The sequence below is a fragment of the Kitasatospora sp. A2-31 genome, from assembly GCF_022288725.1.
GTDB lineage: Bacteria > Actinomycetota > Actinomycetes > Streptomycetales > Streptomycetaceae > Kitasatospora.
This window is the reverse complement of the sequence record NZ_JAKNTA010000001.1, coordinates 746,498-769,534: the sequence shown is the minus strand read 5'-3', so window position 1 is coordinate 769,534 and position 23,037 is coordinate 746,498. Positions and strand designations below refer to the sequence as shown.

General features: G+C 69.5%; 31 protein-coding genes. 6 read left to right on the top strand and 25 right to left on the bottom strand.

The features are described 5' to 3' along the window. Window positions 1–25: 25 nt before the first annotated feature. Complete coding sequence (locus tag MCM47_RS03645; RefSeq protein ID WP_238740894.1) at window positions 26–193, bottom strand: hypothetical protein; 168 nt, start codon at window positions 191–193, stop codon at window positions 26–28. A 159-nt stretch (window positions 194–352) separates the two neighbouring features. Further along, window positions 353–502 (bottom strand): hypothetical protein, encoded by a 150-nt coding sequence (locus tag MCM47_RS03640; RefSeq protein WP_238740892.1) that lies wholly within the window; start codon window positions 500–502, stop codon window positions 353–355. Between the two features lie 660 nt (window positions 503–1,162). Here MCM47_RS03640 and MCM47_RS03635 point away from each other — a divergent pair. After that, window positions 1,163–2,428: a transcriptional regulator gene (locus tag MCM47_RS03635; RefSeq protein ID WP_238740890.1), complete on the top strand. Its 1,266-nt coding sequence runs from the start codon at window positions 1,163–1,165 to the stop codon at window positions 2,426–2,428. On the opposite strand, the gene MCM47_RS03630 is transcribed toward MCM47_RS03635, so the two are convergent. Beyond that, the gene (locus MCM47_RS03630) at window positions 2,409–3,068 is read right to left on the bottom strand and encodes an HAD family hydrolase (protein WP_238740887.1); all 660 of its coding nucleotides are present in this window, start codon (window positions 3,066–3,068) and stop codon (window positions 2,409–2,411) included. The two genes, MCM47_RS03635 and MCM47_RS03630, sit on opposite strands and share 20 nt — an antisense overlap. A gap of 57 nt (window positions 3,069–3,125) precedes the next feature. Between MCM47_RS03630 and MCM47_RS03625 the strand changes: the two genes are divergently transcribed. The 5 genes from MCM47_RS03625 to MCM47_RS03605 all read left to right on the top strand — a co-directional run bounded on the left by MCM47_RS03625 (window position 3,126) and on the right by MCM47_RS03605 (window position 6,141). Next, a complete protein-coding gene (locus tag MCM47_RS03625) occupies window positions 3,126–3,425 on the top strand; it encodes a hypothetical protein (RefSeq protein WP_238740885.1) in 300 nt (99 codons plus the stop codon). A 108-nt stretch (window positions 3,426–3,533) separates the two neighbouring features. Next, window positions 3,534–4,193: a hypothetical protein gene (locus MCM47_RS03620; protein ID WP_238740883.1), complete on the top strand. Its 660-nt coding sequence runs from the start codon at window positions 3,534–3,536 to the stop codon at window positions 4,191–4,193. A gap of 150 nt (window positions 4,194–4,343) precedes the next feature. Then, complete coding sequence (locus MCM47_RS03615; RefSeq protein ID WP_238740881.1) at window positions 4,344–4,859, top strand: hypothetical protein; 516 nt, start codon at window positions 4,344–4,346, stop codon at window positions 4,857–4,859. A 14-nt stretch (window positions 4,860–4,873) separates the two neighbouring features. Beyond that, on the top strand, window positions 4,874–5,395 hold the full coding sequence (locus MCM47_RS03610; protein WP_238740879.1) for a hypothetical protein: 522 nt from the start codon (window positions 4,874–4,876) through the stop codon (window positions 5,393–5,395). Then, window positions 5,392–6,141, top strand: a complete 750-nt coding sequence (locus MCM47_RS03605; protein ID WP_238740877.1) for a hypothetical protein — start codon at window positions 5,392–5,394, stop codon at window positions 6,139–6,141. The genes MCM47_RS03610 and MCM47_RS03605 overlap by 4 nt, the downstream gene beginning before the upstream one ends. A 114-nt stretch (window positions 6,142–6,255) precedes the next feature. On the opposite strand, the gene MCM47_RS03600 is transcribed toward MCM47_RS03605, so the two are convergent. The 22 genes from MCM47_RS03600 to MCM47_RS03495 form a co-directional block, all read right to left on the bottom strand. Then, window positions 6,256–6,594, bottom strand: a complete 339-nt coding sequence (locus tag MCM47_RS03600) for a hypothetical protein (RefSeq protein ID WP_238740875.1) — start codon at window positions 6,592–6,594, stop codon at window positions 6,256–6,258. Next, window positions 6,591–6,743, bottom strand: coding sequence for a hypothetical protein (locus MCM47_RS03595; RefSeq protein WP_238740873.1), 153 nt, complete (start codon window positions 6,741–6,743; stop codon window positions 6,591–6,593). Before MCM47_RS03595 ends, MCM47_RS03600 begins: the two co-directional genes overlap by 4 nt. A gap of 55 nt (window positions 6,744–6,798) precedes the next feature. After that, window positions 6,799–7,134, bottom strand: a complete 336-nt coding sequence (locus MCM47_RS03590; RefSeq protein ID WP_238740871.1) for a hypothetical protein — start codon at window positions 7,132–7,134, stop codon at window positions 6,799–6,801. Between the two features lies 1 nt (window position 7,135). Continuing rightward, window positions 7,136–7,519, bottom strand: a complete 384-nt coding sequence (locus MCM47_RS03585; RefSeq protein ID WP_238740869.1) for a hypothetical protein — start codon at window positions 7,517–7,519, stop codon at window positions 7,136–7,138. Window positions 7,520–7,521: 2 nt separating this feature from the next. Beyond that, entirely contained in the window at window positions 7,522–8,442 is a 921-nt protein-coding gene (locus MCM47_RS03580; RefSeq protein ID WP_238740867.1) for an N-acetylmuramoyl-L-alanine amidase, read from the bottom strand. 300 nt (window positions 8,443–8,742) lie between these two features. Next, window positions 8,743–9,273, bottom strand: a complete 531-nt coding sequence (locus MCM47_RS03575) for a hypothetical protein (RefSeq protein ID WP_238740865.1) — start codon at window positions 9,271–9,273, stop codon at window positions 8,743–8,745. Window positions 9,274–9,281: 8 nt separating this feature from the next. Beyond that, window positions 9,282–11,483, bottom strand: a complete 2,202-nt coding sequence (locus tag MCM47_RS03570) for a hypothetical protein (RefSeq protein WP_238740863.1) — start codon at window positions 11,481–11,483, stop codon at window positions 9,282–9,284. A 3-nt stretch (window positions 11,484–11,486) separates the two neighbouring features. Then, the gene (locus MCM47_RS03565) at window positions 11,487–11,993 is read right to left on the bottom strand and encodes a hypothetical protein (protein WP_238740861.1); all 507 of its coding nucleotides are present in this window, start codon (window positions 11,991–11,993) and stop codon (window positions 11,487–11,489) included. Continuing rightward, window positions 11,993–14,806, bottom strand: a complete 2,814-nt coding sequence (locus MCM47_RS03560) for a phage tail tape measure protein (protein ID WP_238740859.1) — start codon at window positions 14,804–14,806, stop codon at window positions 11,993–11,995. The genes MCM47_RS03565 and MCM47_RS03560 overlap by 1 nt, the downstream gene beginning before the upstream one ends. 130 nt (window positions 14,807–14,936) lie before the next feature. Then, complete coding sequence (locus tag MCM47_RS03555) at window positions 14,937–15,356, bottom strand: hypothetical protein (RefSeq protein ID WP_238740857.1); 420 nt, start codon at window positions 15,354–15,356, stop codon at window positions 14,937–14,939. A 2-nt stretch (window positions 15,357–15,358) separates the two neighbouring features. Further along, window positions 15,359–15,766 (bottom strand): hypothetical protein, encoded by a 408-nt coding sequence (locus MCM47_RS03550; RefSeq protein WP_238740855.1) that lies wholly within the window; start codon window positions 15,764–15,766, stop codon window positions 15,359–15,361. 2 nt (window positions 15,767–15,768) lie between these two features. Continuing rightward, window positions 15,769–16,206, bottom strand: a complete 438-nt coding sequence (locus tag MCM47_RS03545) for a hypothetical protein (RefSeq protein ID WP_238740853.1) — start codon at window positions 16,204–16,206, stop codon at window positions 15,769–15,771. Beyond that, on the bottom strand, window positions 16,206–16,952 hold the full coding sequence (locus MCM47_RS03540) for a hypothetical protein (RefSeq protein ID WP_238740851.1): 747 nt from the start codon (window positions 16,950–16,952) through the stop codon (window positions 16,206–16,208). Before MCM47_RS03540 ends, MCM47_RS03545 begins: the two co-directional genes overlap by 1 nt. Further along, window positions 16,953–17,408: a hypothetical protein gene (locus MCM47_RS03535; RefSeq protein WP_238740849.1), complete on the bottom strand. Its 456-nt coding sequence runs from the start codon at window positions 17,406–17,408 to the stop codon at window positions 16,953–16,955. It lies immediately after the preceding gene. Further along, window positions 17,408–17,785 carry a hypothetical protein gene (locus MCM47_RS03530; RefSeq protein WP_238740847.1) on the bottom strand — a complete coding sequence of 126 codons (378 nt, stop codon included), beginning with the start codon at window positions 17,783–17,785 and terminating at the stop codon, window positions 17,408–17,410. The genes MCM47_RS03535 and MCM47_RS03530 overlap by 1 nt, the downstream gene beginning before the upstream one ends. Then, complete coding sequence (locus MCM47_RS03525; RefSeq protein WP_238740845.1) at window positions 17,785–18,855, bottom strand: hypothetical protein; 1,071 nt, start codon at window positions 18,853–18,855, stop codon at window positions 17,785–17,787. Before MCM47_RS03525 ends, MCM47_RS03530 begins: the two co-directional genes overlap by 1 nt. A gap of 4 nt (window positions 18,856–18,859) precedes the next feature. Beyond that, window positions 18,860–19,267, bottom strand: coding sequence for a hypothetical protein (locus tag MCM47_RS03520; protein WP_238740843.1), 408 nt, complete (start codon window positions 19,265–19,267; stop codon window positions 18,860–18,862). Further along, a complete protein-coding gene (locus tag MCM47_RS03515) occupies window positions 19,264–19,590 on the bottom strand; it encodes a hypothetical protein (protein ID WP_238740841.1) in 327 nt (108 codons plus the stop codon). The genes MCM47_RS03520 and MCM47_RS03515 overlap by 4 nt, the downstream gene beginning before the upstream one ends. Before the next feature lie 100 nt (window positions 19,591–19,690). Beyond that, window positions 19,691–20,158 (bottom strand): hypothetical protein, encoded by a 468-nt coding sequence (locus MCM47_RS03510; RefSeq protein WP_238740839.1) that lies wholly within the window; start codon window positions 20,156–20,158, stop codon window positions 19,691–19,693. A gap of 3 nt (window positions 20,159–20,161) precedes the next feature. After that, window positions 20,162–20,599 (bottom strand): hypothetical protein, encoded by a 438-nt coding sequence (locus MCM47_RS03505; protein WP_238740837.1) that lies wholly within the window; start codon window positions 20,597–20,599, stop codon window positions 20,162–20,164. A gap of 101 nt (window positions 20,600–20,700) precedes the next feature. After that, window positions 20,701–22,077: a phage major capsid protein gene (locus tag MCM47_RS03500; protein WP_238740835.1), complete on the bottom strand. Its 1,377-nt coding sequence runs from the start codon at window positions 22,075–22,077 to the stop codon at window positions 20,701–20,703. Next, the gene (locus MCM47_RS03495; protein ID WP_238740833.1) at window positions 22,074–23,000 is read right to left on the bottom strand and encodes a head maturation protease, ClpP-related; all 927 of its coding nucleotides are present in this window, start codon (window positions 22,998–23,000) and stop codon (window positions 22,074–22,076) included. The genes MCM47_RS03500 and MCM47_RS03495 overlap by 4 nt, the downstream gene beginning before the upstream one ends. Between the last annotated feature and the right edge of the window lie 37 nt (window positions 23,001–23,037).

The following is a 23,037-nucleotide window of genomic DNA, read 5'->3' as shown; positions in this document are numbered from 1 at the left end:
GCACGGCCAGCCAGGGGGCCAGTGCCTACTCGGTCGGGGGCGGGTTCGGCGGCGGCGGGGTGCTCGGCCCGGCCGGCGGAGCTTTCGGACCGCCGATCCCGCCCGAGCCCCCGGACGCGGGGTTCTGGCCGTCGTCGTGCATCTCGTCCTCCTCGATCTCCTCGACCACCGGAATCTGATCCGGCGGCGGCATAGGGGGGTGGCGCTTCTGCCGGGTCGGGCTTGCGGCTCCGCCGCGACGCCCAGGCCAGCGGCCCTGACGGTCATACGGGACGGTGGCGCTCAAGGGGCCTCCTCTGTGATGCGACCAGGCCACCCATGGTGGCGCGGACGCGAGGGAGCCGGAGCCGATTCAGCGACTCGCGGCAACCAGCAGCAGCACTGCCAGCACGAGTACCGCAGACACCGAGATACCGAACGCGGCCGTCAGCCTGAGCGGCTGCGGAGCCCCACACCGCTCACGGTCTGCGGCCGCCCGGTAGGCGGCCTGGTCGTCGATCACCGGTGTGCCCGGTACTGATGCCGCTCCATGAGTACGCGGATGTCCACCGCTGCGGACCGGTCGAACCGCGCCGTCGCATCGGCGTGTCGGGTCGCCAGCTGGTGGCACTCCCCGCACCGCGGCACAGGCGGCAACAGTGTGCCGAGGGCCACGCCGCCTGCAACGCTCACTGCTCCGACTCCTGAACCGGCGGCAGCGCGGGCGGCGTCGATCCCATGATGTCAGCCATGCTCCGCAGCTCCGGCTCGGCCGGGGGCTGCTGGTCGGGGGTGGCGGTCACTGCGGCTCCTTCAGGCATGCAGGGTGAGCGACGACGGCCCAGCTGAGCGGGGCCCGCCCCTGGCTGGTCGGCATGGGGTAGTGGCCGGCCGGAACCAGCTCGCCACCCTCGCAGCCGCAACGGATGCAGGCCTGTGCCTGAAGCTGGGCACGGGTGGGTTGCTGAGCCGAGGGCACGGCGAGATACCTCCGCCAGTAGGCTGCTACCGCCAACTGGCGGCAGGGATAATCGTCGTCCCGAAAGCGGACGTCCTGAAGGTCTCGCAGAGGACTCTTTGAGGACTCTTACAGGACCTAGTGGCCGGTCATATGCCCGAGCAGTCCCCTAAGAGGCCGACCTCCCCGTAGTGTTGAGCCAACATCGGCTCCGCGGAGGACACCGTGCCCAACACCGCGCTGAAGGCGGCCCGGCTCGCGGCCGGCTACAGCAGCCAGCAGGCTCTCGCCACTGCCCTCACCAAAGCCGCTCCCCAGCTCGGCCTGGCAGGCATCGCTGTAAGCGTCCGCCAGGTCCGGCGCTGGGAATCCAGCAAGCCGCCGTGGCCTCAGGAGGACTACCAGCGACTCCTCATCCACGTCCTCCACCTGCCGATCGAGGACCTCGGTTTCCGGCCGCCGTGGGACCAGGGGGCCGGCCCGGCCCAGCCCGCGGCACCCGCTGTCCCCGTGCAGCCTGCGGTCACGGTTCTCCGTGCTGCACTACCCCGGCCCCCTGGTCGCAGCGGTGTCCAGCCCGGGACCATCGGGGCTGACTACGCGATAGTGACCGAAGCTCACCGCCGCCTCTACCTGTCCGTCGCGCCGGCGATCCTGCATCGGGCCGTGAGCGAGCACGCCAGCCTAGGCACAGCACTCCTCGGCGAGACCTCCGGCACGGCCCGGCGGATCCTCGCCGCAGCGCTCGCCGAGAGCTTGTTGCTCGTGGGCCGGATCGAGTTCTTCGACCTCCGCCAGCCCGACGCAGCTGACGCCACGTTCGTCCGTGCGCTCCAAGCTGCAGGCGAGGCCGACGACAGTTTGCTCGGCGCGGCCATCCTCGCCCACAACGCATTCGTCCCCGGATGGGCCGGCCGTCTCGGCGACGCACGCGAACGCATGCAGGCCGCCCGCACCTACGCCCGCCGCTCGCCCGCGTCCGCCGAAATGCTCGCGTGGCTGGACGCCGTCGAGGCTGAATGCCTCACCCGGTGCGGCGATCACCGCGGCGCACTGGCTCTGCTGCGGCGGGCGGAGGAGACGCTCGCCGCGGGCGGCGACGCCACCAGCCCGGATTGGTTCACCTGGTTCAGCCCGGTGAGGCTGCATGCTTTCCGCGGCAACACTGAGCTGCTGGCCGGCCTGATCCCGCAGGCCAGGACCACCCTGGAGCAGACGCTCGCCGAGCTGCCCGAAGCCGACGGCAAGCAGCGCGTCGTCGTCCTTGGGGACCTGGCCGCCGTCGAGGCCGCCGCCCGGCGCCCCGAGGAAGCGTGCGCACTGCTGGAGCAGGCTCTCGACCAGCTCGCCATCACGTGGTACGCCACCGGCATGGACCGGGTACGCGAAGCCCGCCGGGCGCTCACCCCGTGGGAGGACTCGGCGGCCGTCCGGCGCGTGGACGACCGCCTCTACTCCTGGTCCGCGACCCTCAGCTCCCTGCAGCGTTAGCCTTCGCGATCAGCTCCGGCAGCTCCGCGAGGGAGTCGATGCGGAACGTGGCCTGCTCGGCGGCCGGGTCGTGCTGCTGGATCCAGCCCCACGGCCCGCGCCGAATCAGCGCCGTCTGCATCCCCGCCCGGGCCGCCGGCAGCACGTCGTTGTCGAGCCGGTCGCCAACGTAGAGGATCTCGTCGACCGCGGCCGGCGTCACCTCGGCGACCCGCTCGAAGAACAGCGCGTCCGGCTTGCTCGCGCCCCAGTCGTCCGACGTGCCGATCAGGTCCACGTCGGCCGTGAACAGCTCACGGAGGATGCCGCCCGCTCGGACGGTCTGGTTGCCGGCGATGGCCAGCCACAGGCCGTCCGCCCGGAGCCGAGCGAAGGCGGGCCGAACATCCGGGTAGAGGTCCGCCTCGCCGAAACTCTCAGGCTTACCCGCAGCGGCCCGCTTCTCGCGCTCCTCGTACAGGTCGAAGCCCGGCCGGAACACCTGGAACGTCTCCCGGTAGTCCCGGCCCTGCGCGATCACCGCCCCGAACTGGGCCACGAACGTATGTCGCGGCACACCCAGCCAGTCCGCCCACGTGCCGTACTCCCTGGTCTCGTCGACCAGGCACTCCCCAACATCGAACACGACAGCCTTGATCATGGCCGCAGCCTAGCGGGGTGAGGACGTCCTGTCGGTGGACTCTCGTACCATGGACGGGTGTCTGATCTCGTAGCCCTCCAGCAGGCCGCACTCACCGCCGAGCAGGCCATGGCCGACTACTGCCTCACCGTGCAGACCCGCCGACGCGAGCAGCACCCCGACGACGTCATCGCCCGCTGCACCTGGGACGACGCCGAGCAGGCCGAGCTGGACCGCCTCCGTGATGCCTACCTCGCAGCCGCCGCCGCAGTCGTCGCACACCCCGACCTCGCCGCAGCGCGTGAGCGGGGCGAGCACTACAAGGTGTGGTCGGACAGCAAGACCGAGGCGAAGAAGGCGCTCGCCGCCGCGGCGTGACTGGCGGGTAGGGCACAAACCAGTCACGGACTCGTCACTCTCCACACCCACCCGAGCGCACGTCGATACGGTCTCCCCACCACGACCGCACCAGTCCCAGGGGGGACCATGCGCCGCACCACCCTCACCCTCCTTGCCGCCGCTGCCACCCTCAGCCTGGCCGCCTGCGACCCCACCCCCACCAGCAGCAGCGGAAGCAGCACCGCCGCAGCACCCCCGCCAGCAGGCGCCGCCCCCCCCTCGGCAGCCCCGGCCGCCACCGCGCCCGCCGGCCCCCAGGTCAAGGCCGCGGCCCTCCCCAACTTCGTCGGGATGGGACTGCAGTCCGCCCAGAACGCCGCGCAGGCCGCCGGCTTCTACACGCTGACCAGCCACGACGCGCTTGGCCGGTCGCGCAATCAGATCGATGACCGCAACTGGAAGGTGTGCGCCCAGACGCCCGCGCCGGGCGAGCAGCCGACGAACGCAAAGATCGACATGGGAGCGGTGAAGCTGGACGAGCAGTGCCCGACTCAGGATCAAGGCGCCAGTGCCCCCACCAAGGCGGGCACGGTGATGCCCGACTTCAAGGGCAAGGCCGTCTCCATCGTCCACGACACCCTCGACAAGGCCACGTCAATCAGCGCGAAGGACGCCACCACGCAGAACCGAATGGTCCTGGTGGCCTCGAACTGGCAGGTGTGCTCCCAGGACCCGCCAGCCGGCGCCACGCTCACCGGGCAGCCGGTCACGCTCAAGGCCGTCAAGTTCGGTGAGAACTGCCCGTAGTCGTGCACGACGAGACGCCCCGCCCTCCCGGAGGAAGGCGGGGCGTCCTATTGCCGGGAATTCGCCTCCCGTGTAGCCCATTTGGGGCAACCCTCTTGCACTATGTCCGACGGTCGGACATAGTTGGAGGGTCGAGAGAGGGAGGGCCCGATGACCGCCATCACCGCCACCAACGCCGCCACCCAGGCCGGAGTCACAGTCGCCACCATCCGCACCTGGTGCCGCACCGGCGCCGTCGCTGCCGTCAAGAAGGCCGGCCGCTGGGCCATCGACGCCGCCTCCCTTGCCTACCGCATCAAGCTCCCCACCCTCCTCCGCAAGCGCCGCCCGGTCGTCTTCACCCCCGAGGCGATGGTTGCCATCGGCGGCAAGCGCTGGCAGCGCAACGGCATGGACCGGGTGTACTTCGACAACTGGGCCGAGCTCGCAGGACTGGACGTGTCCTACTACAAGTCCGGCAACATCTCCGACGCCACCTACCGCGACGAGGCCATCTCCAACTCCCAGGCCCGCCTCATCCTCGGCAGCCTCTCCAAGGTCTGGTTCGACACCGCCGACGGCAAGCTCCACTGCCGCCTCGGCTGGACCGACTCCCGCATCGCCACCCGCGACGAGATCTTCAAGCACGCCGTCGCCGGCATCCGCACCGCCATCACATCCCTCTGAAAGGACCACGCCCCATGCGAACCCACTTCACCGCCTGGCTCGTCAACGACGTCTCCTGCTTGGCCGGCGACAACTGCGACGTCACCGTTCTCCCGGACGAGGCCCACGACTACGACAACGACGGCGAGGAAGTCATCAGCTGGGTGTCCACCGGCACCGACGTGTTCCAGGCCGAAACCACCGTCGACGCCCGCGACGGCGACATCAACCAGGCCATCCGCGAAGCCGAACAGCTCCTGGAGGACGCCGGCTGGCGCATCACCGGCAGCTGGGAGGCCGTCGACAACGCCTACGTCGCCGAGGTCGAGCGCTGGGACAGCGACGAGACGTGGACACTTCAGCAGGCCGCGGACCACATGGGCGCCGCTTCCACGGACACCGCCTCCAAGGCCTTGCGCCGCCTCAACGTCACGACCGTCGGCCGCGCCCCCGGCCGGGGCGGCCAGTCCATCTACAACACTGCCGAAGTCATGTACGCCCACGCCACCCGCCCCGGCCGCGGCGCCCGCACCGACCTCATGGAGAGCACCGAGTGAACGAGCCATGCAAGGCGTCCCCGGCGGTATGCGGTACGGCGTCGGGGTGGCGGACAGGTGGCCGCTGCCAGCGATGCCGTGCGGCCCACAACGCCGAGACCGCCCAGGCCCGACGGGCCCGCAACGCGCCCAGGCCGGAAATCGTCGACGCCTATGCGGCCCGGCTCGAAGCCGGGGCCGACCCCACCGCGGCCGCGCGAGACCTTGGAATCCATCCCGCGCGGGCCCGCGCCCTGGCCAAAGACCACCCGCGCATCGCCGTCGCACTCGCTGAACAGGCCGCGCTGGCCGAACAGGCCACGCCGGAGCCGCGCCGCCTCGCCCCCGAGCGGCAGGCGGACTACCTGAAGGCGCTGGTCGACCAGGGCGGCTCGGTGGCTGCAGCCTTTCAGCAGACCGACGCCCGCCAGGCGATCTATCACTGGCGGCGCACAGACCCGGAGTTCGCTGCCGCTGAGCAGGCGCTCCGGAACTGGCTCAGGACCGCCACCGGCCCGAGGGGGAGGAAGAACAAGGCCCGCACGGCAGGCACGGCCGAGATCGAGAGCTTTCTCACATTCCTGGAGGATCCCACCGAGACGCTCATGGGAGCGGCACGCAAAGCAGGACTGACTCAGGGCCAGGTCTACAACCGTATCGCCCGCAACGCTGATTTCAGGGCGCGGGTCGACGCACTCCGGCCCCGCACGGCCAGCGGACTCCGGGTCCGCCCGCCCCGGATCTCCGGCACCGAGGAACGCCTGTGACAGGAGTGGCCCAGCTCCGGGTCGTCGATGCTGGCGACCGAACGGGTCAACGTGTGGCGCCGCTGACGACGAAGCGCCCCCGCCCGGCACACGGCCGGACGGGGGCGTTGTGGTTCAGCGGTCGTCGTCGGGAGGGCGGTCCGGTTGGCGCTGGGCGTCCGCGATCAGGCGGACCCGCTGCACCATGCTGACCGCGAGGACCACCAGCAGCACCGTCCGAGCGATCCGGAGGCAGGCGGCGACCGGGCCGGTCGGCCAGACCGAAACCACCACCGTGTACGCGCCCAGCAGGCCCAGCGCCACGGTCACCGTCATCACGTGCCGGCCGATCCTCGTCCGGCGCCACGGCGCCCGCAGGTGGTAGGTGACCGCCGCCGCGACCGACGTGGCCGCCAGCAGCGCGCTGGCCGCCCAGTTGGCCAGCTGGTCGGGACTCAGATCGGCGAGGCTCACGAGCGGCCTCCCTCCAACGACAGGCGGATGCGCTCCGCGAAGTGGTTCTGGCTGCGGCACTCGCGCAGCCGCTCGGCCGTCTCGGCTACCTCGGCTGACCGGGCCAGCGCCTCGGTCCGCGCCTGCTCCGCGCGGCGCAGAGCCTCCACTGCCTCCCGCTGCCCCGACGTGGGTCGAGGAGACTGGCGGACCAACGACACCCTGCTACGTCTGCGGAGCCAGGCCGGAATCCAGGGCATCGGTCACCCCCTCGACCGTAGGTCTGGGGCTCGGCAGAGACCGCAGCATGTGGTCAGCCGTGCGGGCCAGCTCCAGCAACTCGGCCGCCTGGTCCTGGGCGATGTGCCGGGCCTCCTCGGACCGGTCGTGCGCCGCGTGCCACGCATCCCGCTCCGCTGCCAGCTCGGCCAGCCGGGCGTCCCGGTCCGCGCGGACATCCTCCACCACGGACCGGGGCACCAGCCGTCCGACCAGGATCAGCATCACAACCGCGGATAGGATCGCCGCCGCCCCACCCTGCACCACCAGGCCGCCCGCCAAATCACCCACCGTACGCGTCGTCAGCCACCGCGCTCAGCGACGGCAGCGGCCTCGACGCCGACACCGGCGCCGTCACCTGCGTACGCGTCCACATCGCCACCGCCGCAGCCACCAGCGACATCGCCACGGCCTGCTGATCCGCGGACCAGTCCAGCCCGTAACCCACCGCCAGAGCGATCGTCGCCTGGACCAGGCCGAGGATCGCCGCCGCCGCTCCGTCGTGGACGGCGAACGCCACGACCGCGCCGACCAGCGCCGCAGCCAGGGCATTGACGAGTGCCTGCTGGTCCGGCGTGACCTGCAGGCCGAACGCAGCGCCGGCCTTCACGAGGACCGCGACGAGGCCGAGCCACAGGGCGGGCTCGCGGCCGAGGATACGAGGCATGATCAGTTTCCCTTCGGGGTGATGGTGATCTCCAGACCGGCCCCGAGCGCCTGCGCGACAGCGGGACCGACAGCAGCGGAAACCGCAGCCGTGACCTTCTCCTCCAGCGCCGATGCTGCCAACCGGTTGTCCACCACCGCGGCCACGCAGGACTGGAACGCCTGGTGGTACCAGGCACACAGGTTCTTCAGGTCGTCACTGGCTCCGGGCGGCGCCTCACCGGCCAACGCATAGGCCAGCAGGTAGGCATCCGCGTAGGCATCCCGGTCGGCCGGCGGACCGGACCGGACGGTGTCGCGGACGATCTCGCGGATGGCCTGCTTGTCGGCGTCGTTCAGGGGCATGTCGTCCTCCTGGGTGGGCGCCGGGGTCGGCGCCGGGGCGGGTGGGGTCTGGCCGTTGGCGGCCGCGATGATCCCCGGCATGATCACGTCGTGGAACTGGCGCACACGGGCGTCGCCGGGGCAGGCGGTGCCGCCGTCCGACCAGTCGGGGAACAGGCGGTGGTAGCCGAAGCCGGGGTCGGTGGCGCTGCGGCAGACGCGCAACGGGATGCCGTGTTGCTGGTGCAGCCAGACGCCGAGGCGGATGATCGTCGCGATCTGGGCGTCGGTCCACGGGTCCGTGTGCTGCAGGTTGCTGGCCGACTCCAGGCTCACCGCGCCAGTGCCATCCGCCCGCAAGTTGGCATGCATGTTCGCATCAGCCCTGGTCTCCGTGCCGATGAACTGCGCGAGCGACCCGTCGTAGCCGAGACCGAAGTGAGACTCCAGGTTCGTAGAGTCCCGCCAGTACTCGTAGATCCGGCCAGGCGTCCACGGAGCCGCGATGCTGTGCAGAATGAGCTGCGTCGGCCGGATCGCCGGCTGCTGATCGGACTCAGGCTGGAGCTCCAGCTTCTGAGCCCCGGGGTACCACGCCATCCCCAGACTCCTCAAGGGTCGCAGGTCGTTCGGCTGGTACCACCCAGCCGGACGGCAGTCTGACAACCGCCCGTGACGCACCCGTCTCCGGCGACTCTGGAGTGCACCCGCAGGCCGGCAGCCGCTTCAGATCCGGTGCACACGCCGACTGGTGCACACGGCCTGCCGCGTCCAACGCGATCGCGTGCAGTCGGCAGGCGAGTACCGCCTCCACGTCCTCGGCAGCACCTGCCATCCGGCGCATCCACTGCACCTCCGGCAGCTCCGTGCAGCCGTCCGCCCAACACGCCGTAGGCCCGCTCACGCGTGCTCCCACTGCACGGTCATCCCGGTCTGCGTCGGCACCGTGTTCAGCGACCCTCCGGACGTCTGGTACACCTTGCCCTCGACATAGTCGGCGACCGACAGCGGCACGATGGTCTTCGCCTGCCACACCGCGGAGACACCCGCGGTCGGGGCGATCATGTTGAACTGGCCCAACTGGATCACGGTGCCGTTCTTGTGGATCTCGATGACGCGGTCGCCCACCGCGTTCGCCACCAAACCCACGCTGATCAGCACGGAGTAGTAACCAGCCGCTCCGGCCGGACACGTCCACCGGGATGTGTTCACGCTGAGGTCGTGCCCGTTGTACGAGTCGATCACCTCAGTGTCGAGGAGAAGCGCGGTCAACGAGCCGGAGCTGATGGCCTGCGCCGCGGACTGGTAGCCCTTGAACAACGGCCGGTTGGTGAGGAACGTCGCCGCGTCCGTGACGTCCTGCTGATAGGTCGCCCCCGTGATACGACTGCCAGCCGCCCGAGCGGTCAGGAACGGTACTGAAACGGGCATGAGACCTCCTAGAGGGCGAGGATGGTGGGCTGGTAGAGACGGACGTCAGCGCCGACCGGCTGGGTCTTGGTGACGCCGTTGACGGACCGGGTGACGGTGAAGGTCTGCGGGCTGCTGGCCCCAGTGACCGCGGTGACGGTCACCTGTTCCCCGGCGATCATCACGTCGAACGGCACGTCCGTGGTGGTCCACACTGGGCCGCTGATCGTGGACACCTGCAGGCTCGTCGCGGCCGGGCCCGCCTCCACCGCAATCTGGCTGCCCGCGGTGTCCAGCCGCGACAGCACGGCGTCCTCAAGGACACCGACCCGGTACGGCGACTCCGGCGCGCACGTGAACGAGATGCGGTGCTCGAACTGCGTGATGCGCTCCTTGAAGCCCAGCACCAGCTGCGAGAGGTCACCCGGCGGCAGCCACGACGGCAACCCGGTCACGGCAATCCGATCACCCTGCTTGACCGCCAGCAGCTGGGTCCGCAGCGACGGAGTGATCGACGGGTGCGCCAAGTTCACCGCGATCACCGGGTAGCGGGGCTCGTCCACTGTCCCCAGGTGGACGCGCCATCCGGCCTGGTCCAGCAGGTCGCTATCAAGCTGGACGTTCACTGTCACCGCGGTGTCATACCGGCCGGCACCTGCAGGCGGGGTGAGGATCGACATCGGCCCGTCAGCCTGCACCACCCGGGCCGACGAGCCACCGCTACGACTGGTCGTGATGTCGTTGCGCGTGTACTGGTCGTCATCCACCGGGGTGGGAATCTCCGCCAGCTGGTTGCCCGTGTACGACAGCGTCACCGCCGGGGACTGGTTCTCCAGCGTGGGCCGCGGCCGGAACCCCAGGCCGACCGCAGACGTCTGCTCGTACAGGATGCCGCCGTCCACCTCGGCGCACTCATCGATCAGCGACCGGACACCAGACGCAGTCTGGGCGCCCATCCATGACCTGATCGTCAGATCGCCCCCGCTCTCGAACGGGACACCGGCGATACCGCACAGCCGCTCCACGCGCTCCCCTGCGTGCTCTCCCGCGTAGGCGTTGAGCACGTAGTAGATGTCGTAGAAGTCAGCGGTCGTCAGGAGTCGAATGTGCCCGATCGCAGTGTCGCCCAGGCCGCGGTCGAAGCCGGCCACGATGCTGATGACCTGCCCGATGTTGGTGCTCGGCACCGTCACCGTCGCACCACCGCGGCCGATCGAACCGACCTCCTGGGCCCAGACGCTGGCGTCGTAGTCGGTCCCGTAGTTGATCAGCTCGATTGAGCAGTTCACCAGCAGGCCCTGAACCGGCGTTCCGCCGAACCCGGAGTAGAGGACGACACCGGCCTCGGTCATCCCGCGCATCCGCATGAACCCATCGGCGGCGTCGTAGTACGCCTCCCAGATAGGCACCGTGCCGTTCGTCCGCACCCACATCAGGCTCTGCCCGTCAGCCAGCCCAGTCTGCGGCACGGCCATCAGCCACTGCACTGACGTCACGTCCGTCACCGTGTAGGCCGGCACCGTGCCAGTGAACGAGGCGTCGCGCATCATGGGGATGGCCTCGGAGCAGACGAACGCGGTGCTGCTGCCGAACGTCGGCGAACCCGCCACCGCCATCGGCCCCACCCCGGCGACCGCAGACGCCACGGATGTTGCCCCCTGCCGGTCCTCACACGGCCAGTACACGACCGGCGGGTGGTTGTCAGCATCGGACGTCAGGGACAGCTTCAGCGCGGAGGACACCGGGGACGTCCCCTGCCCGAGCCGACGCAGAATCCCTGACGCCTCCAGCTCCACCCATACATCGGTGCCCGTGGTGTCCCAGTGCTGCGGCCATTGCGCCACCTCGCCCTGGAACCGGTACGACTTGTCGTTGCCGGACGGCACCGAGATCCGCAGCGGCGTGTTGCGCCCGATCAGCCCGTAGTACGGGCCCGCCGGGTTCCGTGGCGTGAACCGGCCGTCCCGGTTGTTCAGCTGAAACGTGGCCCGCGCCGGGTCCGTGTTGGCGGACTCGTTCGGCTGGCCGCGCGAGATGTCCACGGAACCGCTGCCGTCCCGCACCATCACGTAGGACGTGATGTCCACCCAGGTGCCACCCAGCAGCAGTTCGACCTGCAGGAACTGACCGTTCGGAGACTCGCCGCTGCCCGCGGACACGGGTCCGAGCGGGCCGGCCTGTCCGCCCAGACGGCGCTGCCAGCCTGCGACCCGCGCGGCAATCGACGGCATCGGCTACTCGTCCCACACAACCCAGCAGCGCAGGTCCACCGCCGTGGTCGGCGTTGTCGCCCGCACCCGCAGGAACTTGGAGATGGCAACGGTTGGTCGCTCGTCCGGCATCCACTGGTAGGCGTAGGACAGCGACGACTCGCCTGACACCGATGACAGCGATACTGCGTCGAACACCCGAGTGGCGGTAATGGCACCCTCGGCGGTCGCGGTGTAGCCGGTCGCGCTGGCGCCCAGCGTCAGGAGCGATGGTGGGGCGTTGGGGTCGAGAGACTGGATGCCGGAGGCCACATGGGCCGTGACAGTCGCGGCGACGTCGGTCTGCAGCAGCTCGATCACGCCGTCGGCGCCCGGCGGATCGTCCAGGCTGAACCCCCAAGCTATCGGCTGGAGCTGTCGCGTGGACGGCGTCGCCAACTGCAGCATCGTCTTGATGGACGTGCCCGTGGTGACGCTGGCCTGTGCGGCCGTTGTCGGCATCGGCCCGTTCCAGATCTTGTACCGGTGCATCAAGCCCTCCCAAGGACCGTCTGAACGTTGCCGCCGCGGACGCGGACGGCATTGCGGAGCAACTCCACCAACAGGTCGTCCAGCCGGGACCCGCCCGAGCGGATCTCCAGGACCAGCGGCCCGCCCCCGTCGGCGGCCGAAGCGTCCGCCATCGTGCGGGACTGCCCGGCCGGGATGACCGTTGAGCCGCCCGGCAGTCGAACCAGCTCCGGGCCCTGCTCACCAACCCAGGTCAGGCCGCCCCGCGGGCCGCCCGTCGCGGCGCCACCGATGATGCCGCCGTGGGCGAACCGGCCGGCACTGCTGCCCGAGTAGTTGCCGCCACCCATCTGGAAGTACTCGGTGATGTAGATCGTCTTGCCGTGCAGAGCATTGACCTGTGCCTGAGCCTCGGCGAGGTCCCGCTTCAGCCCGTCGATCTCGGCCTGCAGTCGTACCCGCTTCTCGCCGGTCGTGCCCCTGATCGCCCACTCGGCATCGGCCAGCTTTGCCTTCAAGTCCTCGACATCGCCCCGCAGGTAGGCCGTCTTGTCCGGCGTCGCCAAGATCTCGTCGGTCAGGTGGCGAGCCTCCTCGCGGGTAAGGCCCATCTGCATCGCGACCTGCATCAACTTGTCGCGGCCCCGGTCGTAGATCTTGTTGACGTACTCCATGGACTCACCGGAGTTCAGCGCGGCCACCCCGGCTGCGTCGGTCTTGGACGCCAGGTCCGTCAGCGCTGCTTCGGCGGTCCTGGACTTCTCGGATGTCAGGTCCAGCTCGCCGTGGTTGATCTTCAGCGCGCCGCTGTTCTCCGTAGCGGCCTTCGCCGCGTCGTCGATCGCGGCCTCGAAGCCGGCCATCGCGTCGAGCGCACTGCGGTTGACGTCGTTCAGGTCCGAAATGGCTTCTTTCAGGCCCTTCGCCGTCATCTTCTGCTCGTCGAGGTGTTTGCTCGTCTCCATGGCCTGCTTGCCGAGCTCGCCCATGCTGGCAGCGGCGATCTCCTCGGTCTGGGCCGTGGCAGCCAGCGCGTCCTGATACTTGTGCATCTCCGCGCCGAGCTGGCCCGCGTCACCGCCCTTCGCCGCAAGCGCATCCTGCAGCTTCTTCAGGGCCGCGGCGGCGAGGTCGGCGTGGCCGCCCTGCACCATCCCGGCGAGCGCCTCGTCGATGCTGTTGATCTGCTTGGTCGCGTCCTTCAAGCTGTTCGACTTCGCCATGCCCAGCGAGAAGATCGCGTTCATGGTGTCGTTGAACTTGTCCATGCCGGACGCCTTGCCGGCCACACGATCGACGGCGTAGGAGAGCTTCTCCAGGTCGCCGCCGAACGTCTCGGTCAACTGCCCAGACTTGGCACCAGCGTGGCCCAGCGCCTCCAGAGACGTCGTCATCCGGTCGACCGACGGCGCCGCCTTCTGGCTGGACTCGCTCAGCTTGTAGGCAACGGCGACGATCAGGCCCAGCGCGGTCGCCGAGACGGCGATCTTGGCTTTCGTGGACAGGGCCGTGAAAGCCGCGCCCAGCCCGTTGACGCCGCCCGTCGCAGCCACAGACGCCGCCTGCGCCTCGATGACACGGGTGTAGTAGGCGGCCATCGCCCCACCGACGGCCTGAAACGCTGTGACCAGTGTCTGGACCCCCGCGATCACCTTGCTGAGGACAGCGAATCCCGCGAGGGCGGCAACGACGACGCCAACACCCTTCGCCATCTCGATCATGGTGTCGCGATTGTTGAGCATCCACGTCGTGGCGTGCTGCAACGGCGGGATCAGCTTCTCGCCAAGGGTGATCATCAGCGCTTGGAGGGAGCCCTCCAACTCCCTCGTCTGCTGCTGGAAAGTCTGCTGGGTTCGCTCCCACGCCGCGCCGAACCCCTTGGCGCCCTCCTCCAGCGCCGGGTACTTCGACTCCAGACGCTCCATCTGTCCGACGAGAACGTTGAGGCCGGCGCCCGCCTTACGGCCGAACGCGTCCGTGATGATCTGGCCCTGCTGGTCGGCGGTGATGCCGGCCGCGTTCATCCGGCCGACGAGGTCCTCAAGGGCGAGCTTGAGACCGCCACGCTGCATGTCCTCAGCGAGAGTGGTCGCGGTCAGGCCGAGGGTCTTCAGCGCCGCCTCGCTGGTGCTGACAGGCTTGGCCAGCGCCATCACCGACATGCGGAGTTGGTTGCCCGCCAGGGACCCGCGGATGTTGTTGTCACCGAAGACGGCAAGCGCAGCGCCGACGTCTTCGATAGTCAGACCGAAGCCCTTGACGGTGGCGACCATGCCGCTGCCGAACGCCTGGGCCAGGTCCTGCATCTTCATGTCGCCGACGCCGACCGTGGCGTTGAGGACACCCATCGCCTGGTCGAGGTCCTCGACGCCGGGGATGCCGGCCGCGACCGCCGCGGTCAGGGCGTTGGTGACGTCGACCAGGTCGGCGTGACCGACGGCCGCGCCCTTTGCCGCGGTCTCGGTCAACTTCAGGGCCTGCTGGGACGTGATGCCCATCGACTCGAAGTTGGACTCGACGTGAAAGAGCGCTTCGGCCAGCGAGTCCGGGTCCTGGCCGACCTTCGCCGCGATCCCGAGGACGCCCTTCTTCAGCCCGTCGAGCTGGTCCTCTGCCACGCCGGCCTGGGTGACCAGCAGCGACATCTCCCCGTCGAACTTGCTGGCCATCTTGACGGCTTCGAAGCCGACCGCGGCGAGGGCCACAGCGCTGGCGTTGGCCACGGCGTTGAGCTTGCCCATGGAGGATTCCATCGCGGAGGCGCCGGCCTTGGCCTCGGCGAAGGCGGGCCCGGTGAGGTTCTTGGCGGTGACGACGATTTCGACGATGTTCACTCAAGCACCCCCTTCGGTTGGCCCAGATCAACGATCCGCAGCAAACGCAACATCTCTGCCGGCTCGGCCAGCACCTCGCTGGGCAGCTTGTGCCAGCGATCGCATAGGCCGAGCACGTATCGGGCCTGCCTCAGCTCGTCCGGCTCGGTGAGGGCACGTCCATCGGAATCGACGCCTCCAGGGACGGCTGCCCATCGCTGGAGGCGGGCGGCAAAGGGGCGGGCACGCCGACCATGGCCTTGGTCCACTGGTCGATGAGTACGGCGTTGAAGCTGGCGTCCTGCGCGAGCAGGCCCTCCAGGGTCGGGGGGATCGGCAGGCCGGTGTCCTCATCCTCTGCGTTCCAGCTGACGAGTGCCGAAGCCAGCATCTCCGTCATCTGACGCGTTGCACCCACACCGGTCTCGCCGCCGGCCTCGCGTGCAAGTCGGGCGGCCTCCAGCTCCAGCATCTGTCCAGTGTTGAGGCCCCGGATTCTCACCTCTAGGCCGTCGAACTCGGTGCCCTTGAAAGTCAGCTGGTAGGTGTTGCGCTGAACCTTGTATCCCATGGTCAGCTCCAGGTGGGGACGGTGCCGTCGGCGAGGACTGCGGGCACCGACCACGTCAGCTCACCCGAGGAACTCCGGGACAGCTGATAGTCCGTCAGCAGAACCTCATTGTTGAGGGAGACGCCGTTGACGGTGAGCGACAGCGTGCGGTTCACACTGGTGGACGGCACCGTCTTGAAGACGTCGTGGGCCTGGCCGGAGGCGGCGTTGAACACGCCCTTCAGGGTGGCGCTGAAGTCAGCGAGCAGGAGCAGCCGCTCCATTGCAGACTTGTCGATGCCGGTGATGTCCTGCACCGCACGGGGGGTGCTGAACTGCAGGTCGGTCACGTCGTTCTTGATCGCCTTGGCGACGCCGGACGAGTCGTCGACCGAGCACGTCGTCCATCCGAGACCGGATGCCTTGGCCATGGTCAGCCCCTTTCCAGTTGGTCGGCGAGACGCTGCTGGTGCTCACCGAAGTCGTCGATCCAGTCCTGCGCGGTCAGGGCCTGGTTCCGACCGGTCGGGTTGCCGCGCCAGTCGCCGTCCTGCAGCAGGTAGTGCTCCGGCCGGTCGAGCCGCACCTGATGCCCGCCAGCGAAGCACTGCTGGCCGGCCTCGAACTCGAAGCGAGTCAGGCCCGATTCCAGGCGCTCCTCGACGAAGCGCCGCCCGGACTCCTTGCGGATGTAGTGCGCTTGCCGCTGGCCGAGGTCGGTGGCCTCGTCGATCGTGGACCGCCAGCCGTTCAGGTGGGCCTCGCACTCTGCCTCGGCGCAGGTAGCGGGCCGGAAGTGGGTGCTCTGCGGCGACAGGATCCGGTACGTCTTGTAGGCCGCGACCGGCATGTTCGGCTCGATCCGGTTCACTAGAACACCACCCCCGCCACATCGTTCTTGGTCACGTGCACAGCGAACGTCACGCTCGTGACACCGCCGCTGGTGGTGGTGACCGCGCGCAGGTATCGGCGGATGGTGGCGGTGTTGCCCGTGGCGACGCGCTGGGTGAACGGCGCCGCCGTGACCGCGGTGAAGGTCAGGCCGGCGACGTCGGCGAAGCTGACGTTGTCCGCCGAGTCCTGGATCTTGATGGTGACATCGGTGCCGGTGAACGCGGTGACCTGCAGGTATGCCTGGGCGCCGAACGCGGCCGAGGCGGTCGTGTCGATGGACGCCCCGTTGGTTGCCGCGGTGTCCGTCCGCAGGCCGGCCGTCAGCAGGACGCCCCACTCCAGGCCGTAGGAGTTGGCCTCGGCATCCACCGAGAACACGAACTCGCCGCTGCCGGACCGGTTACCGTCGTAGTTGATCTGCTTGGCGACGAGCGACGCACACGGGCTGCCGAGAGTCGTGCCCCGGCAGTACGTGGCGACCACGTCCGCCGTCGGGAGCGCGCTCAGCACCGGATGTGCCGCACCGACCGCGGTGTTGAAGAAGGCCTTCCACGACATGGAGGCATCCCGTACGCCGCCGATCCTCTCGGGCGCCAGCTTGTTGATGCCGGTGACTTCGATCGGCTTGTGCCCGCCCTGGACCTTGTCGACAGATCCGATGTCGCCGGACAGGTCGTACCCGCCCGAGTAGAAGTTGTCGCCGAGCCCGCCGGACTTGGTCATCTATGCCTCCTCGTCCCATGCGTCATTGACGACCACAGGCAGAGTGATCGTGAACACCCGGTACAGCACCTCGTCCTGCTTCAGGTAGCCGGCCTGGCCATCAAGCGGCGGCCCCTCGACGCCCCGCACATCGATCCCGCGGACCAGGCCGCCCAGCGTGAAGTCCCCGATGTACGCCGTGAACAGGGCGTCGATGACGCGCACCATCTCCGGGTCGATGGCGTCCTGCGGTTCCTGAAGCGTGCTGGTGTACAGCCGGATGTTGAACACCAGCAGCGTCGACGTGGCGTCCAGGCCTGAGGACTGGACGGGCCGGATGTGGTCGATCCACACGGCGGCGGTGATGCCGTGGCCCGGCCGGTTCTTGGGCTCGTGCTGGTTGATCTGGTCCAGGTAGCCCGTCGCCGCGGCATGGGATACCAGGGCGTTGAGGACGCCGTCGATGTCGACCGCCATCACAGCCTCCCCTGGGTCTGGGCGAAGATCGCGGCGAAGGTGCGGTCGGCCCTGGCCTCGACGCGCTTCGCGACCCGCTGGAAAGTGCCGTAGCCCTTGAAGTTCGTCTCCGCGTTGCGGCGGCTGGTGCCTTCCAGCCACGGCCCGTACACCACCCCGCCGTCCGTGATCGCGAAGCTGTCGTTCGAGACCCGGTTCACAGTGACCTGCGACTGGTAGTAGCCCGTCGGGTGCCGCAGCACCTGCTCCAGGACGCGCTGCACCTCGCCCTCACCCCAGCGGGCAACCTCCTCGCCGCCCTCCCGAGTGAACCGGTTGACCAGCGCCGACGCGGTGCCGTTGAACAGCGGGCCCGACGCAAGAACAACAACCTCCATCAGACCGCCCTCACCCTCGCCTTGCGCCCGTGGGAGACGTAGACCTGTTCCCGGAGGGCGTCGAGGCCGGCGCCGTAGGCGGTCTTGGTGACGGTCCCGCCACCGACCTGCCGGGAGGATGTGCCGGTGCCGGTGGTGCGTGCGTACCCGGAGGACTCCTGCAGGAGCGTGTTGACCGCCTCAGCGATGACGAGGGACCGAACCGGGCCGGGCGGATTCCAGCAGTAGGCCGGGGCGTTCTGGGCGATCGCTGCCGCCGTGGTGCCGAGGGCACCGCGGGTCACGGTCAGAGAGCGGGAGGCGTAGATCGTGGGGGCAGCGTGGGCGGCGAGGGTAGAGCCGTCCCATGCCCGGTCGACGATCAGGTTGTTGCCGGCGATGTCGGTGATGCGCATGCGCTCGGCGTCGAGGAGGAGCACCTCGCCGACGGCGAACGCCGTACCGTCCGCCACGGCCACGGTCTCTGCGTTCTTCGCGGCGGTGAGCGGCGTCTGCAGGGCCTGGCCGGTCGACGTCATCGCCCGCTCGGTGACGACGAGACGCTCGGTGCCGATGCGGAGCACAGATCCGACGCCGACCGCGGATGCGTTGCTGACGACCACGGTGGTGACCGTGTCGCTCGCCGTGGCCGTGACCGTGCCGGCCGGGGACTCGTCGTTGCGGTAGCCCCACAGGCCGGTGATGGTGATGTCCCGCTGGGGGGTGGAGCCGCCACCGAACGCGGAGTCCGTGTCCAACTGGATCTCGACGCGGTTGTACGGCGGGCCGCAGCGGTTCGGCTCCAGGTTGATCCGGCTGGTCGGGATGGTGACGCCGCCGGAGGAGACGGCGGTGAGGCTGATCAGCTCGGAGTCGTCCAGCCACAGGCGCCACGGCCGGGCGTACTGGTCCGGCCAGTCGAAGTACCTGGTGCCGTAGTCCGGGTAGAACCGGCGGTGGCACAGGCCCTCGACCAGGCGGGAGGCAGCATCGATCGCCCGGTCGACCTGCCCGTTACTGCGGGCGGTTTCCTTCAGGTCGAGCGCGTTCTTCACGTCCTCGCGGGTGGCGTACCAGGGCTGCACCGTCACCGGATCACCGCCCGTACAGGGAGAAGCTGACCCCAGTGAATACGGGGTTGGTGCCGGTGAGGACCCAGCGGATCCGGCCGATGTCGGTCAGCTGGTAGCCGGTCGAAATGTTCCCGTACGTCGTGCCGCTGGTCCCGAGCGTGGCACCGCTGATCGCGGTGGCGTTCGAGACGAGGCACCAGTTACCGAGTGCGTCCCGGACGTCGAAGAACACGGCGAGAGCCGGGGTCGTGCCGGTCGGCGCGTTGGCTGCGGTTACGACGAGCAGGCCGTTGCTGACCTTGGACACGTCGATCGTGCCCGCCGTCGAGCCGGTCAGGCTGTTCGTCGTGCCCGCGGTGACGGTGTCGCTGTTCGAGTTCAGCGTGAGCCCGCTCGCACGGAACAGCTCACCGGAGCGGTAGATGCTCACGACGACGCCTTGTCAGAGGTAGGTGCCGTCGGGTCGCCATCCGTCCCACGGGCAGTAGAGCTGTCCGTCTGGTCCGTTGCGGAGCGGCTCGCCGTCGTTCGGGCACGCGACCGGCCCTTGGGCGCGCTCGGCGTCTCGCTCTGCGGCGGCTTCGGCGACGATGTCTCGGAGCTGTTCCCAGGAGATGTCTCCTCCTCGGGGGTGATGACCGCGGCGGGGCCGCCGGGAAGGTTGAGCAGTTCAGGACCGGGCTCGCCGATCCATCCCATGCGGACCGGCTCGGCGTCGTTAGTGGCGCCGCCGTGCTGGCTGATCTTCGGCATGGTTCCCTCCTCGTAGTGGTCGGTGCCGCCGCAGTGCGGGCAACACGGGGCGCCCACCGAATAGGCGGTGGTGCACCCCGCGCAGACCCAGAGCGCCACGTCAGGCCGCCGTCACCGAGGCGCCGTTGTCCAGCGGGATGTAGGTCAGCGACCACTTGACCGAGCCGGTGTCCGAGGCGTCGGTGACCAGGTCGATCGTCCCGATCGGCACCACGTAGGGGTTGTGGGCGGGCAGCTGACCACCGCCTCCGCCGTTCTTGACCACGAGGGCCGAGCCGGACGCGGACGGCAGGGTGATCAGGCTCCCGACCTCCTTCGACGTCACCGCGGTGGTCGATGTGAGGTCGACGTCCGTGCCGGTCGTCGGGTTCGACGTGACCTTGAGGGTGGTGGCGGTAGCGCCCATGACGGTGGTGACTTCGCCGACCAGGCCGGTGACGAGGACGCGGCCGCCGGCCACGGTGAAGATCGCGGCCTGCGCGGTCTGCGGCAGGGCCGCGGTCGCCCGGTCCACCTTGGTGCCGACGAGGACCGTACGGAGCTGGTCTCCCTGGATGATGGCGGACATGGGTCACGCCCCCATCGCGGGCAGGTTCGCCGCGGCGCGCTGGGTGGCCAGGTCGTGGGTGAGCGCGTTGACGGTGCCCGCGCCAGTCGACGTCAGCTTCACGTACTTGTACGTGTCGGAGAGCTGGGTGCCCAGCACCTCGACCACCATGGCGTTCTGGGTGGCCGTGGCGGCGGTGACGACGGTCGCGGCGGCCGCCTGGGTGCGTCGGGTCCACGCGTCCGAGCCGTCACCGGTGTTGGTGTGGTACTCGGTGATGCAGGCCAGGTTCTGGGCGCCGGTGCCGCCGCTGTCCTTGGCCTCCTGCAGCGTGTAGGTGTCGCCGGCCGCGCCGGCGAGGTAGCAGAGGAAGGCCACTGCCCCCGCGTCGCGGAGGGCGATCCACTTGCCGTCGGCGGCCGGCGAGCTGTTGAAGCCGGAGCCGAGTCCCTTCTGGGCCATGAGCTGTACCTCTCGTGTCTGGGGTGTCCTGCCGGGGCGACACTGCCGGCCCGGGTAGAAGCCGGCGCCGGGGTGTTGATGCCGGCGCCGGCCGGTTGGGGTTAGCGGGCGGCGAGCTCGACGAACGGCGACAGGGTGTTGCCGCCGTTCTTCGGGGTGATCGCCGACCTCAGCCACGGACGGCCGTCGACCCGCTGGATGATCCTGAAGGTCGTCTTGTCCGAGCCGAAGTTGAAGTCGGTGGAGCTGTCGGCGGTCATGGTCTGCCGGTCGCCGACCAGGTAGTAGCTGAGGTCGGCGAAGACAATGTCGCCGCGGGAGCCGAGCGTGCCGGCCTTCTCGGAGACGATGAGCGGACGCCCGAAGATTGTCATCGGCGCCGGGCCCGCCGCGTTGGCGACCATGACGGGGCTGCCACCGGTACCGACCGCGAGAGCCATGGTGAACAGCTCCGGCAGCGCGTCCGGCGAGCAGATCCACACGGCCTTCGCCAGGCTGCTGGGCAGCATCCGGGAGTACATCTTCACGATGTTCTCGAAGAGGATCGTGCCGCTGGCCTGGCCCGCCTCCGCCGCCACCGCGATCGCCGCAGTGTTGCCGGCACCCATGAAACCGAGAGGCTCGCCAACACCGGTACCGCTCATGAAGGCGGCATCCTCGCTGAAGGCCAGGGCCTTCGGCCACAGGGACTCGATGAGCGCGCTGAAGCTGACAATGCTGTCCTGCAGCAGCTCGTTCGGCACGGCGCTGAGACCGGTCAGCTTCTTGGCGTCGAGCTCGGCTCGGCCGAACTTGGGGTTGGAGTCGGTGAGGGCGGCGCCCTCCTCGCCCCAGTACGCGACCATGCCGCCGAACACCGAGCCGGAGTTGGTGGTGGCGTCGATCATCGGCATCGGCACGCGGGCCGAGTCCATCGGCACGACGGTGGCGAGCGGCCGCACGACCGACTCTTCCAGAGCGATCTGCAGGAGCTGGCTCCTCAGGACCTCGGGGACGAGGAAGCCGCCGTCCGAGGGGGAAACGCTGGACGCAGCGTTGCGGAGCGCCTCCAGCTTCTCGCCGAGGTTCGTCGCCGGGTTCTTGTGCCAGATGGTCTGGACGTAGTCGATGCCGTCGTCGAAGTGCTGGTCGAGGAGGGCGCCGGCGGCGCGCGGGTTGTGGGCTGTGCCCTGCCGGTGCGAGGTCAGCATGCTCGGGGTGCGCTTGGCCTGCGGGTTCAGGTCGAGGCGCTGGATCCGCTCCTTGGCGTCCCTGTCCTGGCCGTTCTCGCGGAGCATGTTGGCGAGCTGACGCTGGGTTTCCTCCGCCACAGCGCGGTTGAGGTCGGTGCCGTCGCCCTGCTGGGCCTGGGCGTAGGCGTTGATGAACTCGCCGAGGGCCTCGCGGTTGGCGAGGACCGGAGCGAGGCGGCCGGGGTCGGCCAGCATCTCGGCGAGCTCGGCCGAGTTCTTCGGAACGGGGGTGGCGGCGGTGGTCACAGCAGTGCCTCCCTGAGGCGTCGGAACGCGTCCTCGGGGGACGGCGTGATGGTGAGGTGTGCGGTGATGCTGGCCCAGTCGTCGGCCGCTGGGGCCGGCTCCGGGGTGTCCTCGGTGATGGCGGCCGGCGCGGGGGCGGCCGGCTGGTCGGGCTCGGGGCCGTCAGCCGCCGGATCGACGGGCGTCTCGGCCACGGCGGCCGGGGTCTCGGCCGGCTCGGCGCACGCAGTGAGTGGCGGAGCGGGTGCCTCGGCCCGGCTCGGGTACCGGAAGATCGACAGGTCCCACTCGGCCGTCGGTGCGGTCGGGGTGGACGAGTTGTCATCCGTCGGACTTTGGGTTGATGGGGCGGCGAGCTCATCGGCGAGACCCGCGGCCACCGCCTCGGCAGCCGTGTACCAGGTCTCCGCCGTCATCAGGGCCCGCCACTCCTCGACGGTGCCGCCGGCCTTCGCCGCGTAGACCTCGGCGATGTTGTCGGACTGGCGGTCGAGGAGCTCGGCCATCTCCCGCATGTCCGCGGCGTTGCCGAGGCAGATGCCGGACCCGTCGTGGATCATCATCTGGCTGTTCGGTGCCATGACGACGCGGTCGCCCGCGAGCGCGATGACGCTGGCGATGCTCGCGGCGAGCGAGTCCACGTAGGTGACCACGTTGGCAGGGTGCGCACGTAGGGCGTTGGCGATGGCGATGCCGTCGAAGATCTCCCCACCCGGGGAGTTGATGTGCACCTCGATCAGCGACGCGTTCACGGCCGAGAGCTCACGTACGAAATCCGAGGCGGTCACGCCCCAGTAGCCGATCTCGTCGTAGATGTGCACGGTGGCGGTGCCGCCGCCGATGCTGTTCGTGATCCGGTACCAGTCGGTGCGGCCCTCCCGAAGCTGGGCACGGGGCCGAGCGGTCCGTAGCCTGCCAGCCATCCAGCCTCCTCGTGACGGTCGCGTCACAAGGGATGAA

Coding starts and splice junctions, on each gene's coding strand:
- MCM47_RS03645 (WP_238740894.1), bottom strand. CDS start 193: ATGCCGCCGCCGGATCAGATTCCGGTGGTCGAGGAGATCGAGGAGGAC.
- MCM47_RS03630 (WP_238740887.1), bottom strand. CDS start 3,068: ATGATCAAGGCTGTCGTGTTCGATGTTGGGGAGTGCCTGGTCGACGAG.
- MCM47_RS03620 (WP_238740883.1), top strand. CDS start 3,534: ATGCGCCGCACCACCCTCACCCTCCTTGCCGCCGCTGCCACCCTCAGC.
- MCM47_RS03615 (WP_238740881.1), top strand. CDS start 4,344: ATGACCGCCATCACCGCCACCAACGCCGCCACCCAGGCCGGAGTCACA.
- MCM47_RS03610 (WP_238740879.1), top strand. CDS start 4,874: ATGCGAACCCACTTCACCGCCTGGCTCGTCAACGACGTCTCCTGCTTG.
- MCM47_RS03585 (WP_238740869.1), bottom strand. CDS start 7,519: ATGCCTCGTATCCTCGGCCGCGAGCCCGCCCTGTGGCTCGGCCTCGTC.
- MCM47_RS03580 (WP_238740867.1), bottom strand. CDS start 8,442: ATGGCGTGGTACCCCGGGGCTCAGAAGCTGGAGCTCCAGCCTGAGTCC.
- MCM47_RS03575 (WP_238740865.1), bottom strand. CDS start 9,273: ATGCCCGTTTCAGTACCGTTCCTGACCGCTCGGGCGGCTGGCAGTCGT.
- MCM47_RS03570 (WP_238740863.1), bottom strand. CDS start 11,483: ATGCCGTCGATTGCCGCGCGGGTCGCAGGCTGGCAGCGCCGTCTGGGC.
- MCM47_RS03565 (WP_238740861.1), bottom strand. CDS start 11,993: ATGCACCGGTACAAGATCTGGAACGGGCCGATGCCGACAACGGCCGCA.
- MCM47_RS03555 (WP_238740857.1), bottom strand. CDS start 15,356: ATGGGATACAAGGTTCAGCGCAACACCTACCAGCTGACTTTCAAGGGC.
- MCM47_RS03550 (WP_238740855.1), bottom strand. CDS start 15,766: ATGGCCAAGGCATCCGGTCTCGGATGGACGACGTGCTCGGTCGACGAC.
- MCM47_RS03540 (WP_238740851.1), bottom strand. CDS start 16,952: ATGACCAAGTCCGGCGGGCTCGGCGACAACTTCTACTCGGGCGGGTAC.
- MCM47_RS03535 (WP_238740849.1), bottom strand. CDS start 17,408: ATGGCGGTCGACATCGACGGCGTCCTCAACGCCCTGGTATCCCATGCC.
- MCM47_RS03530 (WP_238740847.1), bottom strand. CDS start 17,785: ATGGAGGTTGTTGTTCTTGCGTCGGGCCCGCTGTTCAACGGCACCGCG.
- MCM47_RS03515 (WP_238740841.1), bottom strand. CDS start 19,590: ATGCCGAAGATCAGCCAGCACGGCGGCGCCACTAACGACGCCGAGCCG.
- MCM47_RS03510 (WP_238740839.1), bottom strand. CDS start 20,158: ATGTCCGCCATCATCCAGGGAGACCAGCTCCGTACGGTCCTCGTCGGC.
- MCM47_RS03505 (WP_238740837.1), bottom strand. CDS start 20,599: ATGGCCCAGAAGGGACTCGGCTCCGGCTTCAACAGCTCGCCGGCCGCC.
- MCM47_RS03495 (WP_238740833.1), bottom strand. CDS start 23,000: ATGGCTGGCAGGCTACGGACCGCTCGGCCCCGTGCCCAGCTTCGGGAG.